General features: G+C 45.3%; 11 protein-coding genes and 1 pseudogene. 5 read left to right on the forward strand and 7 right to left on the reverse strand.

What is annotated here, in order from left to right; translation table 11 throughout:
- The first annotated feature begins 239 nt into the window (after nt 1–239).
- From RH88_RS12625 to RH88_RS12635, 3 genes are all read left to right on the forward strand, one after another.
- Entirely contained in the window at nt 240–5,690 is a 5,451-nt protein-coding gene (locus RH88_RS12625) for a response regulator (protein WP_005596524.1), read from the forward strand.
- 87 nt (nt 5,691–5,777) lie between these two features.
- Nucleotides 5,778–6,899 carry a response regulator gene (locus RH88_RS12630; protein WP_005596526.1) on the forward strand — a complete coding sequence of 374 codons (1,122 nt, stop codon included), beginning with the start codon at nt 5,778–5,780 and terminating at the stop codon, nt 6,897–6,899.
- A gap of 1 nt (nt 6,900) precedes the next feature.
- Complete coding sequence (locus RH88_RS12635) at nt 6,901–8,427, forward strand: response regulator (protein ID WP_005596527.1); 1,527 nt, start codon at nt 6,901–6,903, stop codon at nt 8,425–8,427.
- Nucleotides 8,428–8,471: 44 nt separating this feature from the next.
- On the opposite strand, the gene RH88_RS12640 is transcribed toward RH88_RS12635, so the two are convergent.
- The 6 genes and pseudogenes from RH88_RS12640 to RH88_RS12665 form a co-directional block, all read right to left on the reverse strand.
- Complete coding sequence (locus tag RH88_RS12640) at nt 8,472–8,783, reverse strand: hypothetical protein (protein ID WP_241212189.1); 312 nt, start codon at nt 8,781–8,783, stop codon at nt 8,472–8,474.
- A gap of 67 nt (nt 8,784–8,850) precedes the next feature.
- Nucleotides 8,851–9,408 (reverse strand): hypothetical protein, encoded by a 558-nt coding sequence (locus tag RH88_RS12645; RefSeq protein ID WP_005596529.1) that lies wholly within the window; start codon nt 9,406–9,408, stop codon nt 8,851–8,853.
- A 232-nt stretch (nt 9,409–9,640) separates the two neighbouring features.
- Nucleotides 9,641–10,144: a peptide deformylase gene (gene def / locus RH88_RS12650; protein ID WP_005596530.1), complete on the reverse strand. Its 504-nt coding sequence runs from the start codon at nt 10,142–10,144 to the stop codon at nt 9,641–9,643.
- A gap of 207 nt (nt 10,145–10,351) precedes the next feature.
- Nucleotides 10,352–10,969: a tetratricopeptide repeat protein gene (locus tag RH88_RS12655; RefSeq protein WP_231893124.1), complete on the reverse strand. Its 618-nt coding sequence runs from the start codon at nt 10,967–10,969 to the stop codon at nt 10,352–10,354.
- A gap of 202 nt (nt 10,970–11,171) precedes the next feature.
- Nucleotides 11,172–11,672: pseudogene (locus RH88_RS12660) on the reverse strand (opioid growth factor receptor-related protein).
- Nucleotides 11,673–11,852: 180 nt separating this feature from the next.
- The gene (locus RH88_RS12665) at nt 11,853–13,469 is read right to left on the reverse strand and encodes an NAD(P)/FAD-dependent oxidoreductase (protein ID WP_005596533.1); all 1,617 of its coding nucleotides are present in this window, start codon (nt 13,467–13,469) and stop codon (nt 11,853–11,855) included.
- A gap of 242 nt (nt 13,470–13,711) precedes the next feature.
- Between RH88_RS12665 and fdxA the strand changes: the two genes are divergently transcribed.
- Nucleotides 13,712–14,035 (forward strand): ferredoxin FdxA, encoded by a 324-nt coding sequence (fdxA, locus tag RH88_RS12670; protein WP_005596535.1) that lies wholly within the window; start codon nt 13,712–13,714, stop codon nt 14,033–14,035.
- A gap of 125 nt (nt 14,036–14,160) precedes the next feature.
- On the opposite strand, the gene RH88_RS12675 is transcribed toward fdxA, so the two are convergent.
- Nucleotides 14,161–14,895 carry an RNA methyltransferase gene (locus tag RH88_RS12675; RefSeq protein WP_005596536.1) on the reverse strand — a complete coding sequence of 245 codons (735 nt, stop codon included), beginning with the start codon at nt 14,893–14,895 and terminating at the stop codon, nt 14,161–14,163.
- Between the two features lie 322 nt (nt 14,896–15,217).
- Between RH88_RS12675 and RH88_RS12680 the strand changes: the two genes are divergently transcribed.
- Complete coding sequence (locus tag RH88_RS12680; RefSeq protein ID WP_005596537.1) at nt 15,218–16,396, forward strand: flavohemoglobin expression-modulating QEGLA motif protein; 1,179 nt, start codon at nt 15,218–15,220, stop codon at nt 16,394–16,396.
- The last annotated feature ends 147 nt before the right edge of the window (nt 16,397–16,543 follow it).

A 16,543-nucleotide genomic window follows, 5' to 3' on the forward strand; every position in this document is an offset into this window, starting at 1 on the left:
GGGCTGCTTTTTTATTGCTTGAACACGGTGACTTGCCGTTCGTTATCAGGGTCGTGCGAGCAGTAACCAAATTGATTGCAACAAAATCTTTTTTAGTACTAAAGTTTAACTAAGCTCACAGCAAAGAAAGCAAATAACGCTTATCCACACAAAGTGTAAAACTAATCTACCCAATAACTTGCTGAACTTTGAAGGCTATCCTACGTTAAATCTATCGTAGTATATGCAAGGAAGTGCAAATGATAAGTTTAGGGTTGGGTTTGGTGCGGCAATTATTGCCTAGAGTTATAGCTAAATTTTGTGTCGCGTTGTTATATCCTCTTCTTTTCCTTTCTCCTTTTATTGCTTCAGCCAGCCTAGATGGCTTGCCCCCTTCTTTACAAGGTCAATTAACCCAATCTCAAGCCAAAAATATTGCCGTTGAGTTGAAATATCTTGATGAAGTCCTGACTTCATCGGTATTGAGTTATGCTTTTTCTGGTGATGAAAAGTGGCTTGATCGCTACCTAGAAAATGAACCTCGTCTAACAGAGTTAATTAATGCGCTCTTAGCTAGCCAAGCGAATACCGAGTTAACCTTGGTTGAACAAATGGAAAGTGCCCATTTTGAACTTTCAGTGCTTGATATGCAGGCCATCGATTTAGTTCAAGAAGATCAGCGCCGCGCGGCAATGGATTTGATTAACCAAGAGCAGTATCACGACTATAAAAATCAATACATGTCGGCATTGATCAAGCTGGCTGAACGTATTGAACAGCAAGCAACACAAAGTCAAACCACGGGTGCCTTGACGTTAAGTGACGACGAACGCCAATGGCTGAACGAACGTGTTGTTAAAGTGGGTATTGAACACTGGCCACCAATGTTATATCGCGATGAGTCGGGAAAAATGGGGGGCTTATCGGGTGAAATCGTCAATCAAATTGTTGCCAAAACTGGGCTTAAGATTGAAATCGTTGAAGGGGAATGGAGTGAGTTGTTGCGTCAGTTTGAAAATGGCGAAATTGACTTATTACCTCATGCGTATAAAAACGAATCGCGATTGCAATTTGGACAGTTTTCCACGCCTTATTTTTTAGTGCGCGAGCTGTTCTTTGTTAAAGATCAAGATGAACAATTTCGTGTAGCGGCCGATCTTGCCGAGGCCACCGTCGCCATTTCTGCTGGCTATACCACGATAGACAAGGTTAAAAAGCTCTACCCAAAAATTAAGGTACTGCAGACGTCAGGCATCGATGAAGCAATCCATGCCGTATTGGATGGCCGTGCTGATGCGGTGCTGGATGCGGAAACTGTCGTTAACAACTGGTTGGTGCAAAACCAAATTTCAGGGCTACATTCAATCAATGAAGACGTGGTTACGCCTTCGTCGTTACATATTTGGACAACTAATCAAGCGCCTTTGCTGGGTTCGATAATGCAGAAAGGGCTCGATACCTTAGATTTACGCAACCTCATATTGACCAAGAATGATTGGTATCAACAACAGCAGCTACCCGCATTTACTGATAGTGGCAGCATAAACCTCAATCAAACCTTACAGTATGTGATTATCGCTGTGTTTGTTTTGCTTATTCTGTTGATGTTAATGATTTCACGGGTATTTAAAGCAAGCGATAAAGAGCTGGCGCAAAAATTCAGCAGTGTCAGCTTCAAGCGCTCCATCATTATCGTACAAGTTGGTTTATGTGTGGCTCTCATTGCCACCGCGCTCAACGTCACTCGCTACGCCGAACGGCAAAGTGTCGAGTCTATTAACGATAGTTTATCAACCTTACTTGCATCCGCGCACAAGCGCATTGTCGGTTGGGTTGATTTAGAACTCGATAACCTCAAACAATTGGGGCGCAATCCACAGTTAGTTAGCTTGACCGAAGAGTTGCTTGAGGTCGCCAGAATGCCTCAAGCTTTAAAAAGCTCGCCACTACAGCCACAGATAAGAGAGTTTATTGAAGGGCATTCTGGGATCTCAGGTTCGTTTGGTTTCTTTATTATATCTCCCGATATGATCAGCCTTTCATCGCGCCGTGATACCAACATAGGCAGCCTAAACCTTATCCAGCTAGAACGTCCTGATTTAATGCAAGAGGTCTTAAACGGCAATGGCGTTTTTGTTCCTCCGATTGAGTCTGATGTCATGCTTGAAACACAAGGTGGAGAGCGTAATCCTCCGACGATGTTTTTTGCGGTGCCAATTGAAAACAGTGCGGGTAAGGTGATCGCGATTTTAACTAAACGAGTTAATTTTGAAGGGGTGTTCTCTTCGGTTTTGTCGGCCGGTTTTATTGGTAAAAGTGGTGAAACCTACGCCCTAGACCGTTCTGGTTTGTTGCTGTCGAATGTTCGTTTTGAAGATCAACTCAAGCAAATTGGTTTGTTAGCCGATGAGCAACGCTCATCACTTAATATTCGGGTTGCCAACCCAGGTTCTGACATATCCAAACGTCAAGTAGAAGCGGATCCGAGTTGGCCGTTGACCTATATGGCGAGAAACATCAGTGAGAAAAAATCAGGCAGAAACTTGTCGGGTTATAACGATTATCGTGGTGTGCCGGTCGTCGGTAACTGGGTGTGGGATGAGACATTGCATATGGGGATTGCCGCTGAAATGGATAGCGGTGAAGCGTTCGCTTTATTGCGCACCTTTAAGTTCACCGTATGGTCGATCTTGGGCGTTGCATTGGTGTTGATGATGGGCACGAGCTTATTTACCTTAAGGCTAGGGACTCGTGCAACCAGAGCATTAGCACGCTCACAAGCCGAGCTTGAAACACAAGTCGCAGAACGCACCTCTGAGCTAAAAATCAATGCAGAACGTACTCGCACCATTATTGATAATGCTTCTGATGGCATCATTGTGGTCAATAGCCACGGCACGCTGGTTGAGTTTAGCCCCGCAGCGGAGAAGATTTTTGGCTATCAAGCTAAAGAAGTGCTTCTAGAAGCGACACAAATTGACACTTTAATGTCTCAACCGTATCACAAAGTCTACCTTGATATGCAAGAGAGAGGTGACACCGACACCAATGTACTGATGGAATTTGTTGGGTATAAGAAGACAGGTGAAGAGGTCGATCTTGAAATAGCAATTAGTGAAGCGAAAATTTCTGGTGAGCAGTTGTTTACTGGTATCGTTCGTGACGCAACGGAGCGAAAAGAAGCGGAACGCGAACTCATGCTCGCGAAACAAAAAGCAGAGGAAGCCACTCAAGCGAAGAGTGATTTTCTAGCCAATATGAGCCATGAAATCCGCACGCCAATGAATGCCATCATAGGTATGAGTTACTTGGCGATGCAAACGGACCTAAATAAAAAACAAGCCGACTATGTTAATAAGATCCAAACCTCAGCCGAGTCACTCTTAGGCATCATTAATGACATTCTCGATTTCTCAAAAATAGAAGCAGGTAAGCTGGATCTAGAGCAGACGGAGTTTGATTTAGAAAGCACCATCGACAACCTAGTCCAAGTGGTATCGCAGCGAACTCAGGAGAAAGATCTGGAACTGTTGGTCGATCTCGACCCGCAACTTCCGACCCATCTAATTGGCGACCCACTGCGTTTAGGGCAAATCCTACTAAACCTTGCCAACAATGCGATTAAGTTTACCGACCAAGGGGAAATTATTGTCAAAGCGGAACTCATCGAGCAAAGCGATGACAAGCTAGAGGCGCGTTTTTCCGTCAGTGACACCGGCATCGGTATGACCAAAGAGCAAATGGCGCGCTTGTTCCAATCATTCAGTCAAGCCGATGCGTCAACCACGCGCAAGTATGGTGGAACGGGGCTAGGCCTGACGATCAGTAAAACGTTGGCTGAAATGATGGAAGGTTCGATTTGGGTTGAAAGCGAAAGTGGCCAAGGCAGTACCTTCTTCTTTACCGCGCAATTTGGTCTATCGAGCGAGATTCCACAGCAGCCTGTTTTAGCGCCTGAAAGTATGAAAGAAGTGTCGGTACTGATTGTCGACGACAGTGTTGCTGCCCGTGAAATCCTATTCAGCTTATGTCAGAGCCTGAAGTTTAACGCTGATGTGGCGAGCTCTGGTGCAGAAGCGTTAGAGAAAATTCGTCATGCCGAGAACAATGAACAGCACTTTGATGTCATCTTGTCTGATTGGAAGATGCCACAGATGGATGGTATTGCGCTTGGACAGCAAATTGAATTGATGCACCAAAGCAAAGAGATAGCAACGCTGCCTCATTTTGTCATGGTGACGGCTTACGACAAGGATGACATGCTGGCGAATCGCCAAGGGGTGAACATTGTTGCCTCGATGACCAAACCAGTCAGCTCTTCAACCTTACTCGATACCCTATCAAGAGTAATGACCAAAGAGGGGATCACGAACAAGACCAACACCAGTAATAAGCTGGATACCTCAATCGCGCAAGGCATTGCGGGAGCGCGCATCCTTTTGGTGGAAGATAATGCGATTAACCAAGAAATCGCCACTGAGCTACTGCAAATGGTCGGAATGGATGTCACCACCGCCAACAATGGTCAAGAGGCCGTAGATTTGGTCGGCTCGCAAGATTTTGACTTGGTGTTAATGGATATTCAAATGCCGGTAATGGATGGCTATCAAGCCACCCAAGCGATTCGTAATACAGGGCAATATGATGATCTGCCGATTATCGCTATGACCGCCAATGCAATGTCGGGCGATAAAGAAAAATGCTTAGCGGCAGGGATGAATGATCACTTACCTAAGCCGATCAATCCTAACCAAGTATTTCAAGCGCTGGTGGATTGGATCGAACCGACCGGAGAATCCGTTTCGGTCATGATTGAAGATGAAGTCCTCACCATCGAGATAGAAGATTTTGATACAGAGGGAGCAATCGCTCGGATGGGGGGCAATCTTAAAGCCTACAAAAAGACGCTGGCGAACGTGATGCATAGCGAAGCTGATGTTGTGACAAGAGTTAACGAAGCGATAGCGCAACAAGAGATCAACACTGCCGTCATTGCAGTCCATTCCCTCAAAGGGATCGCTGGCAATATCGGTGCGAATTATCTGCGAGCCCCTGCTGAGAAACTCGAGCATGCTTTGGCTGAACAGCAAACCCAATCGCGTTGTGAATTAGGCTCAGTGGAACAGCAAATGCTCGCGGAAGTCGCATCCTTGGTCGAAAAAATGATTCAGGCCATTGCAAGCGCGTTAGCAAAGAGCGAAGCCAATAGTGCTAAAGAAGTGACAGTAATTGATGCCGATCGATTTAGAGAGTTGGCACACCAACTTAGCCAGCAACTCGATGACTTTGACAGCGCGGCGGTTGATACCTTTGAAGAGATGCTTCTATCTGTCGGCGACAAGCTCGATAAGAGTTTAGCCAATCAAATCTCAACTGCGATCTCGAATTATGACTTTGATGCAGCACTGCCGTTGTTAGAAGAATTTATTCAACGAATGGAACAAGCATTGTCTTCACCGCAGTCGCCGTCTTCATCACAACCGTCATCAGCTCAGTCTGTACAGCCTGATCTTACCGAATGGTTGAACACAATGAAGGAGAAGATAGACCTATTTGATTCAACGGTGGTGGATAGCCTTGATGAGGTATTAGAGAGCGATATTGATGACTGGCTAAAAGTTCGCCTAGAACAATTACGGGAGCCATTAAGCAGTTACGACTTTGATAAAGGGGCTGAAATCATTAAGCAACTTAAACAAGAAATGGATTGAACGGAGCTAGGGCTGAATCATCAATTTACCAACAGTAATGAAGATAAATAAAGCACAAGTGAACGCATAGAAAAGAGAGATGCGCGTATGGATACAAATAACAGAGCGATCATATTGGCGGTGGATGATACCCCGATCAATATTGAGGTCGTCAAAGGTGTGTTGTCAGAAGAGTATTTGGTTCAGGCGGCGCTCAGTGCGCCAATGGCGATGAAAATTATTGATAAACGTAAGCCGGATTTAATTTTGCTTGATGTCATGATGCCAGAAGTGGATGGTTACGAAATGTGCCGCCAATTGAAAGCATCTCCAGAGACAAAAGATATACCGGTGATTTTTCTTACCGCAAAGTCTCAAGAAGAGGACGAGAGAAAAGGCCTCTCTCTTGGCGCGGTGGATTACATCACTAAACCGATCAGCCCTGCCATCTTAAAAGTGCGGGTGAAAAACCATTTGCTGCTCAAATCAGCGCGAGATCAGCTTGCTCAGCAAAACGAAATTTTAGAGCACAAAGTTAAACAGCGTACCCAGCAGCTTGATGATATGCAAAACGTGGTGCTGGTGGCGATGGGAGCGCTGGCGGAGTCGCGAGATCCAGAGACCGGCAACCACATTCGCCGAACACAAAAGTACGTGGAAGTGTTGGCACAAGAGCTGGCAAATCATGATAAATATCGTGACTACTTAACGCCCGACGTCATCGCGGCGATGGCTAAATCAGCCCCACTGCATGATATTGGTAAAGTTGGTGTCGTTGACAGCATCCTACTCAAGCCGGGCAAATTAACCGAGCAAGAGTTTGATCAGATGAAGCTGCATGCAGCCTATGGGCGTGATGCGGTGGAAGCGGCGGAAGGCTCATTGGGGTTTGCGGACAACTTTCTCGAATTTGCCAAAGAGATTACCTATTCCCATCATGAAAAATGGGATGGCAGCGGTTATCCCGAAGGGCTCATTGGTGAAGAGATCCCGCTCTCGGCAAGAATCATGGCGCTAGCGGATGTTTACGATGCGCTGATCTCTGAAAGGGTATACAAGCCAGCCTTTAGTCATGAAAAATCGCTGCAAATTATTCTGGAAAACAAAGGGTCGCACTTTGAACCTCTGCTAGTCGATGTCTTCCTCGATATTGCCGAGCATATCCGTGATATTGCCGAAACGTACAAAGACGCCTCAAACAATACAACGCTTTTACATGGAGGAGCATAGCATGGACAATTTTAAGCGGGTTGCTTATGACTCACCCTATAAAGGGATGTCGGTTCTTATCGTCGATGACTTTGAAGCCATTACTCGCACGCTATGTAGCGCCTTCGAACAACTTGGCTTTAAGACCATATATCAAGCGCGCGATGGGCGTGAAGCGTGGCAGAGTTTAGAGCGTAACTCGGTTGATATCATTGTCTCAGATTGGAAAATGCCGAAAATGACGGGCTTAGAGTTACTGAAAAAAGTTCGCCAATCCAAAGCACACAAGAGTGTGCCATTTATTATGCTGACCGGTAACTTACATCAAAGTGATGTAGTGGAAGCCATTGAAGCGGGAGTCTCTGAGTATCTGGTTAAGCCTTTTTCCAAAGTCACCTTGAGCGAAAGAGTGCATAAAGCGTTTGTGTCGCCGATTCGAAGTCATTCATCTAATCGTTCAAGCGATAAAGATCTGCAGCTTGATGTTGAGGTGAAACGTACGATTTTGGTGGTTGATGATGAACCTTCGAACTTACAAGTGCTCGGCGAACTGCTGAAGCCGATTTATAAAATTAAAGCCTGCCGCAGTGGCGCACAAGCGATTGATATTTGTAGCAAAGCCGATAAGCCTGATTTGATTTTACTCGATATAATGATGCCCGAGATGGATGGTTTGGCGGTGTGTAAGGCGCTTAAATCAGATCCAGATACAGAGTTTATACCAATCATCTTTGTGTCGGCATTATCGCAAACGGACGATGTGGTGAAAGGGCTTAAATTAGGGGCGCTGGATTACATCATGAAGCCAGTGATCCCTGAAATCGTATTAGCGCGGGTAGAAACACACATTAACGCCGTGATTCAAAGAGAAAAGTTGGTTAAACAAATCGATCAGTTGATTGAGTCATCGCGAGATCAAGATCAAGCCGACCAAATGTTCATCCATGATCTGAAAAATCCATTAACGGCGATTCAAACCACGCTGGAACAGATCAAAACGGAAGACCAAGATATTCAGGTGGTGAAAAGCAACAGCATGATGCTGGCGCAGATGATTGATAGCTATCGCTTGCTGAAGCAATTAGAGCAAGGGCAATATTCTCAATCATTAACGTCAGTGTCAGCTCAGAGTGTGATGCAGAAAGTGATCGATAATTACCAAGCGCAAGCGGAGCAAAAGCAAGTGCGGTTTAGCCTCGATGTCGATCCCGCTCTGAGTTACACGGGGGATGAGCTACTCAGCTATACCCTGTTCTGTAATCTGTTTTCCAATGCCATTGATGCCGCTCCGGTATCTTCTGCTATTACCATTCAAGCGAGTAAGAATGAACAAGAGTTGCTGATCACCGTGCACAATGATGGCGAGGTGCCTGAGGAAATTCGTGAGCGATTTTTCGATAAGTTTGTAACGTCAGGAAAGCAAGGTGGTACAGGCATTGGTGCGTATTCGGCTAAGCTATGCGCCCAGGCGCAACAAGGTGATATCAAGCTGGACTTGCAAAGTGGAGAAGGCACAACCATCACGCTATCGATGCAAGCGAAGGGGTAAAGAACCGTGCTTAGGTTGACGGTTTTAATTCAAAATGTTTCACGTCATTCATCGCTGGAGGAAGGCGAGAGTGGTTTGCTGGTGAAATTGTATTGATTAAAACACGCGACAGCTTGTAAAAAATCTTGATAGGCCTTTTCAAACGTTTCGCTGGTGGCATTGGCAATGTCATCAGCTGCGTTATCCAACTGACACTCAGTGCTGATTTTTTCGAGCCGTTGTTGTGATACTTGCTGACCATTTTGATCGTACCAAGCGACAGGCGGAGGAAGATTTGGCGCTCCCTCATCTTGAGTGGACGTGTTTGCCATATTATCCGCATAAGCCGCGCTGCTCAGCAGGATGCTAATACTCATTAAACTGCATTTCAGATATCTGCTGGTGTTCATTCAAGGCTCTTTTTCATGATGAATTGTCGGCGTTTCAGTTAAGCAGGATAGATTTTTGTGCCCAATCCCAAACACATGCCCAAGTAAATAAGCCACAACTCATGGCCCACAACAGTTTCTCTGCAATGTTATAGAGATATTCGTTGTCCCGTTTATCGTAATGATCAATAACGGTCACTAACAGTGCTAGCGCAAGGCAGAAGCAAGCAGCGAATACCACCACGACAGGCGCACCGGAAAAAGTGATCCCGTCACTGCGTTTACCCGGAATATAAATCTCACCATTGATTAATCCATGACTGGCATAGATGATGATTAGCGTCGCTAAACCTGCCCATAAATTGCGCATTTGTCGCGGTATTTCATTGGCAACGTAAGCAGGCACTTTTTTGCTGAATTCATACTGACCATGACGCTTATTGAGGAAAGATTTTTTGATCAGCAGCCGCAGGATCAGTGCTTCTTCATCCGCGCTGTAATAGCCGGTATTGAGCTTGGCAAAGAGTTTTTGCCCAAGAGCTGGGGTAATGTCTTCTTTGCCACTATAGAGCACTTTGCGTTGTTGCCAATAAAAATGCAGCTTATTAAACATGGTGTTTGGTTCTTATCAAGATGTGCTGAGTTGCTAGACGAATCTATCAGTGAAATAAGCAGAGTAAAGTACCTCAAATCATGACGTAAAAACCCGTTTTAGTTCATGTTTTTACCGATAGTGAGGGAGGTGATTAAATATCGATGGGTGGAAAAAGAGGAGAAATTTAGAATAGGCGGCGTAGACTCAACTTGATTAGTTATCTTGTCACGCCGCGCTCACGCATCAATAATTATGCGGTTTGCTTTAGGTGCTTCTTCACTTTTTTCAGTGCCATATTGCGCTTAAGTGGCGAAAGATAATCAATGAAAAGGTTACCTGCTAGATGGTCAATCTCATGTTGCAGGGCAATGGCAAGAAACTCATCGTTTTCGATAGTGACAGGGTTACCTTGGCGATCGAGTCCAGTCACAACCACAGAGGTGTAACGTTCTACATCAGCATAGTACTCAGGTACTGACAAGCAGCCTTCTTGCCCCATTGCTTTGTCTGAGCCACTTACGATCTCAGGGTTAATCAGAATAAGAGGGTCATTACGTTCTTCCGATAGATCGATAATGATGATCGCTTCTTTGCTACCGACTTGCGTTGATGCCAAGCCAATACCGTTATCCGTTGCGTAAAGGGTATCCAACATATCATCAATAAGCGTTTGGACTGATTCAATATCACTCACTTTTGTTGCTGGGATTTTAAGTCTTGGATCTGGAGCAGTGAGAATGTCTAAAACGGCCATAATTACCTTCTAATTTTATTGGTCATGCTGAATGATGTTGCAATGGTGCTGCGATCTGAAGTTTGAGCTCGCCTCAAATAGCGCGCGGTATTATATACCGAACTTGGTATGAGATGTTTGGTTGCGTGATAATTATTTGCTCAGCGAACTTATCGGTAGTTTGAGTTCCATTGAGCTATGAATACTTCCCATGGATAACACAAGCCATCAATGGCAAACGTGACTGCTTAAAACGTTCTGACAATGGTTAATGTATTCCTGAGCTTCAGGGAAATATAGGTCATTATCTTCCATGAGAGTGACTTGCTGAAAAATCTCAATCGCAGCTTGGAATAAGTTGCCGCCTTGCACAAAGTTGTCGGCGTTCCACGCGATCTCACCGTTGTCCATCAAGGTTCTCGCTTTGTAGAAAAAGTGTTTGGCACTTGGGTCCTCACTGATGACGCGATCCAATATTTCGATAGCGTACGCATTGACACCTTCGCAGCAAATAAGATCGGCGTACAGCAGTAAGCAATCGATGTTATTGGGAGCGAGATTCAATGCCTTCTCCAGCAGTTCTTGTGCAGTACGGTCATCGATACTGAGTGCAAAATAGAGGTTTGCGAGTTGGTAATAGGCGTCAACCAAGCTGGGATCTAAGTCAATCGCGGTGTTAAAATCGTCAATCGCTTGTGGAACGTCGTTCTGCTCGCTTCTGCCATGAACTTGAGCGGGTAGCATATAATCGCCCGCCAATAAAATCCCGCGTTGATAGTAGGCACTCGCCGAATCTGGGTGGGATTCAATCATTGCATTTAGCTGTTCAAGCCTTGATAAAGCCATCGAGTCTGTTGGAGAGGATTTTAACAAGTGAAGGAAAGTTTTTAAGCGATTCATGGCATTACGTGGTTAAGGATAAATAAGATCACTATAGCCGAATCGATCCGTTTTTCGGTCAAATTCGGTGGCGTAGAATAGCATGACTTTGACCGTTTAACATGGGTGGCCTTGATTATTTTAACGAATAATCAAGGGGCGGCGAACGCTATACCACCGGCGCTTGCTGCCAATACTGGCGTGTCGTTTCAGAAACGGCATCGAAATCTTGCGAGTGTTCGACCACAAACTGAGCCAAATTGAGCGCAATGTTCTGATTACCTAATAGTGCGAGGCTGCGTATCGCACGGGTGATTCGCAGTTGGTTATGATCTTGGTGTCTTAATCAGACGTGGTTATTGGCGCTGAAAGGGAGGTCAGATTTGATCTGTTCGCCATCACGAGTCAATCCCCAAAACGGCAACATTAAATCGAGCACGTTTAAATGCGCAGCGGGTAAACGAGGGTCGCTGCTAAATAGTGCGCGATCCGCTGCGGTCACGAGCGGTGCATGTCGATTGAATTTGGTGCCTTGGTCGATGGGAAATAAGACTTGGATGTATTTATGATCATGCTCTAACCAGAAATGATTGTAGGCTAAGAACTGTCCAATATGTCGCCCTAAGCTATCGGCTTTTTCTCCTAGCATAAAGCTAGCGATATCACTCATGATGGTTTCCATTTATTTGTTGTGACTATCTTGGCGAGTTTAGTCTATACGAGATAGTTTAAATGATTGATTATATTTATTTTCTGCTAGATAGCGTGAAGTGAAATCAATAAAAAAGCCAGTCAACACTCGTTAACTGGCTCTAAATTAATCGCTATTTCGGTGCTTAAAGCACAGTGATTAGCGGCTTTCTGCGTCTGCAACCATAGCAAGTGCCACGGCTTCAGCGACCTTGATACCATCAATACCAGCAGATAGGATACCGCCCGCATAACCAGCACCTTCACCCGCAGGGTAGAAGCCTTTAAGGTTGATGCTTTGGTAATCTTTACCACGCTTGATGCACACTGGAGAAGAGGTACGAGTTTCAACACCCGTTAGTAGGCCATCTTCAGAGGCAAAACCTTTGATTTTCTTATCAAAGGCAGGGATTGCTTCACGGATCGCTTCAATTGCAAAATCGGGTAGCGCTTTAGAAATATCGGTTAGCTTGATACCCGGCGTGAATGAAGGCTCTACATCGCCAATCGCACTTGGATCGCGACCTTTCAGGAAGTCACCAATTTTTTGTGCTGGTGCATCGTAGTTCTCGCCGCCTAACACGTAAGCGCCAGATTCAAGTTCACGTTGCAGACGAATACCAGCGAGTGCATCACCAGGGTAATCGCGCTCAGGGTCGATACCGACCACGATAGCACTGTTTGCGTTGCGCTCAGCACGAGAGTATTGGCTCATACCGTTAGTCACAACACGACCTTCTTCTGATGTTGCCGCAACCACAGTACCGCCTGGGCACATACAGAAGCTGTAAACCGTGCGGCCATTTTTACAGTGGTGAACCAGCTTGTAATCGGCTGCGCCAAGGATTGGGTGACCAGCGTTTTTACCAAAACGCGCTTCATCAATCATTGATTGCTTGTGCTCGATACGGAAACCAACCGAGAACGGTTTTGCTTCCATGTAAACGCCGCGCTCGTTCAGCATTTCAAACGTATCACGTGCAGAGTGACCAACAGACAATACAACATAGCGAGATTTGATTTCTTCGCCATTTGAAAGCGTTACACCGGTGATTTGACCGTCTTCCATATGGATATCGTCAACACGAGTACTAAAGCGGATCTCGCCGCCTAGTTCGATGATGGTTGCACGCATTTTTTCGATCATCGTTACAAGCTTGAACGTACCGATGTGCGGTTTGCTCACGTACATGATCTCTTCTGGAGCGCCCGCAGCAACGAACTCCGTTGTTACTTTGCGGCCGTAGAAATTTGGATCTTTGATTTGGCTGTAAAGTTTGCCATCAGAGAAAGTACCCGCGCCACCTTCACCAAACTGTACGTTTGATTCAGGGTTTAGCGCACGCTTACGCCAGAAACCAAACGTATCTTTCGTACGTTCGCGAACTTCTTTACCACGCTCAACAATGATTGGGTTGAAGCCCATTTGTGCCAAAACTAGGCCCGCAAACAGACCACATGGGCCAAAACCGATCACCACAGGGCGTTCAGTTTGGTTTGCTGGTGCTTGAGCCACAAATTTGTATTCCATGTCTGGCGTTTCTTTGACATGCGGATCGCTAATAAAAGCTTCAAGCATTTCAGCTTGGTTTGCCACTTCAACATCAAGTGTGTAGATCAGTTGGATGTTGGCTTTTTTACGAGCATCGTAGCCACGTTTAAACAGATTAAAAGAAAGAACTTGGTCAGCAGCGATGCCAAGTTTTTTAGTAATGGCGTCTAAGATCGCGCCTTCCTCATGGTTTAGAGGCAGTTTAATTTCAGTTAAACGTATCATAGTGATATCTCGTTACTTATGTTGCAGTAGGTGTCTTAGCCAGCTTTGCCATCACTCAGTCGTTTGAGGACGGTTGACTCGCTCACAATGGCGCGCATTTTACGAGAAATTGAATTGTCTGTCATACTAAATCAGGAATAGGAGAGCATTTTGCCGAAGATTAACCGCGCATAATGTTGAATTTTGATTTGGGATGAGTATTATCCCCATCTTATTTTTGACCAAATTAAGAGTTGATTGTCATGGCGTTTGTCGTAACGGATAACTGTATCCAATGTAAATACACTGACTGTGTCGCGGTATGCCCAGCCGATGCCTTCCATGAAGGGCCAAATTTTATGGTGATCAACCCGATTGAGTGTATAGATTGCGGCTTATGCGTGGACGAATGTGCAGCGCAGGCGATCTTTCAAGAAGATGAGCTTACTGATGACCAACAAGTGTTCATTGAGCTCAATGCGGAATTGGCTGAGATCTGGCCAGTACAAACAGAGGTTAAGCCTGCCATGGATGATGCTGAGCAGTGGAATGGCGTGCCAAATAAACTCGACAAGTTAGAGCGTTAAGACCAAATTAGGCCGTAACACCAATAGGTAGCATTAAAAAAAGCGTAACGATTGAATCAGTCGTTACGCTTTTTTATTGTTCGCTATGTCGCGCTTAATTTCCGGAGCGCTTCCGCAGCGCTGAATTAGCTGTGCTGACGACGCATATTATCGAGGATGATGCCTGTTGCCATCGCAACGTTGAGTGACTCTGCACCACCAAATGCTGGAATGGTGATTTTATCGGTCACAAACGCGGCTGCTTGAGCGCGAATGCCGTGAGATTCACTGCCCATCAACAAAATACCTTCAGCCGCAAATTCAGTTTTATGTACACTTTCACCTTCAAGGAACGCGCCGTAAACCGGTAGATTCGCTTGCTCAAGATAGTTAGGTAGATCCAATTGGTGTACTTGCACACGGCCAAAGCTGCCCATGGTGGCACTGATGGTTTTTGGGTTGTATGGATCGGCACAATCTTGGCTGGCGACAATGTGCTTAATGCCATACCAATCGGCCACGCGAATAATCGTGCCAAGGTTACCCGGATCTTGAACGCCATCGAGCGCAATCATCATGCCTTGGGCAACGGGCGCCTCAAAGGTTGGGATCTCAACCACGGCAATCGCCGCGTTATTGCTCACCAAGGTGCTCGCTTTGGTTAGGTCATCCAGCGATGCTTCGATGCATTCAAAGCGCTCAAGCGTCGCTTGATTCTGCTCCAAAAAGTCGGCGGTTGCGAAAACGTGTTTTACCGTTAACGTACTACTTGCCAGTTCAAGTACGTTTTTTTCACCCTGAACTAGGAATAAGCCGAGTGCTTTACGCTGTTTCTTTTGGCCTAAAGCACGCAGCAGTTTTAGTTGGTTTTTAGAAATCATTTTTTTATCCCAGATGAAAACGCAGCGATTATAACCGCAGTCGTCACTCGATGCTACGTACAGCGTAATTCCGTTTATGCCTTTATGCGCTTGAGTATTGCGGTTGTTTGAATTCCCACCAATGCACTTGTTCTTCTCATTAAGTGAGAATGAGGCACTTATCGATAATTGTTGCCTTTATTAAAGCAGCGCATATTCGAGAGAGGCAGCAAGCAAGGAGCATGAGAGCGATTCGCAAGGCTCATTATGCCCATAGCGATGCGCGACGGATTCGCAAGCAATCTTGGTGTCAGTACAAAGGACAAAGCAAAGAGGATAGGGAATGTTGAAAGAGGTAAGCCGTTTGAATAATCATGAATTTACAGCGCAACATAACAGCGAACTTCGCCACGCCAAAGCACTGGATAAATCCTTGTTTGAGTTGGTCAATGGAATTGAAATCCTCAGTGCGGTTGGGCCGACCAATTATAATCAACAGAAAAGCGAGTTCTTTAAACGTCACTTTTCTATTGAGCCTGAATTTCGCTACAAAGAGAACATTCACAACCCGTTTCAGTTAAAGCGCCAACTGTTCAATTTGCCGCTTGAGTCGGTAGAAGATGCGGATCTGCATAGAATTTATGAAGATGTCATTCTTTCTTATGTTGATAAAATCGATCAGTTGCAAACCATTGGCACGCAAGACTTTCTCTATAACTCTTTACGTTATTTCGGTGAACCAACGGAGAAGGATATTCGCAACGCGACTTTTATCCTCCACTTACCGGATTCAGATGAAGATGATCAAAAGCTGATCGATGCTCAAGGTATTCAAGCCATCATGGCTGAATTCGCCAAACAGGAAGACTACCAATACGATTTGGTGATTGACGACGACATGATCGCCAATGCGCTGGTGAACAAAACCACCGTTAAGATCAACAGTGCGGCAAGTGTGCCAGAGATTGAAGCACATGCTCTTGCGCACCATGAATTGGGTGTGCACCTTGCGACTACCATCAACGCAATGAATCAGCCATTCCATGTTCTGTCACTCGGTTGCCCAGTCAACACCATGACTCAAGAAGGCATGGCGATCTTAAGTGAATATTTGGCAGGCCATCTGACGATTAAGCGACTCAAAATTCTTGCACTGCGTGTGCTGGCCGTAGAGTCGATGATCAAAGACAAGTCCTTCCGCACCACGTTTATGATGCTCAAAGAGCAACTAGGAGTAGAGAAGAACCTCGCTTTCACCATTACTGCGCGTGTTTATCGTGGCGGTGGCTTTACTAAAGATTACTTGTATTTGCGTGGATTTCACGAAGTGTTGCACGCTTATGAAGAGCAAGAAGGGTTCTTGAATCTACTTTGCGGCAAAACCGCGCTGATGCATTTACCGCAAATTAATCGTTTGGTGGAGAAGGGGATATTTAACCCACCAATTAAGATCACGCCATCATTTGTTAACCCAATCGATAACGATGATGTGCGCCGTTTTATTACTCACGCGATTAAATAACATCATTGATGATATTGAACAAAAGCAGCCAGTGGCTGCTTTTTTGTTGGTGGAGGATTGCGAGCAAAAGAGTAGGTGTTATCGAGCGAGTTTTTGCAGAAAAATCAGCTATTTATATTTAGTCAATATAATCTAATTCGATTGGAA

It is taken from the genome of Vibrio scophthalmi LMG 19158 (genome assembly GCF_000222585.1).
GTDB lineage: Bacteria > Pseudomonadota > Gammaproteobacteria > Enterobacterales > Vibrionaceae > Vibrio > Vibrio scophthalmi.

Excerpts from the sequence above, each read along its gene's own strand:
- RH88_RS12625 (WP_005596524.1), top strand. The coding sequence starts at position 240 with ATGATAAGTTTAGGGTTGGGTTTGGTGCGGCAATTATTGCCTAGAGTT.
- RH88_RS12630 (WP_005596526.1), top strand. The coding sequence starts at position 5,778 with ATGGATACAAATAACAGAGCGATCATATTGGCGGTGGATGATACCCCG.
- RH88_RS12635 (WP_005596527.1), top strand. The coding sequence starts at position 6,901 with ATGGACAATTTTAAGCGGGTTGCTTATGACTCACCCTATAAAGGGATG.
- RH88_RS12640 (WP_241212189.1), bottom strand. The coding sequence starts at position 8,783 with ATGAGTATTAGCATCCTGCTGAGCAGCGCGGCTTATGCGGATAATATG.
- RH88_RS12645 (WP_005596529.1), bottom strand. The coding sequence starts at position 9,408 with ATGTTTAATAAGCTGCATTTTTATTGGCAACAACGCAAAGTGCTCTAT.
- def (WP_005596530.1), bottom strand. The coding sequence starts at position 10,144 with ATGGCCGTTTTAGACATTCTCACTGCTCCAGATCCAAGACTTAAAATC.
- RH88_RS12655 (WP_231893124.1), bottom strand. The coding sequence starts at position 10,969 with ATGGCTTTATCAAGGCTTGAACAGCTAAATGCAATGATTGAATCCCAC.
- RH88_RS12665 (WP_005596533.1), bottom strand. The coding sequence starts at position 13,469 with ATGATACGTTTAACTGAAATTAAACTGCCTCTAAACCATGAGGAAGGC.
- fdxA (WP_005596535.1), top strand. The coding sequence starts at position 13,712 with ATGGCGTTTGTCGTAACGGATAACTGTATCCAATGTAAATACACTGAC.
- RH88_RS12675 (WP_005596536.1), bottom strand. The coding sequence starts at position 14,895 with ATGATTTCTAAAAACCAACTAAAACTGCTGCGTGCTTTAGGCCAAAAG.
- RH88_RS12680 (WP_005596537.1), top strand. The coding sequence starts at position 15,218 with ATGTTGAAAGAGGTAAGCCGTTTGAATAATCATGAATTTACAGCGCAA.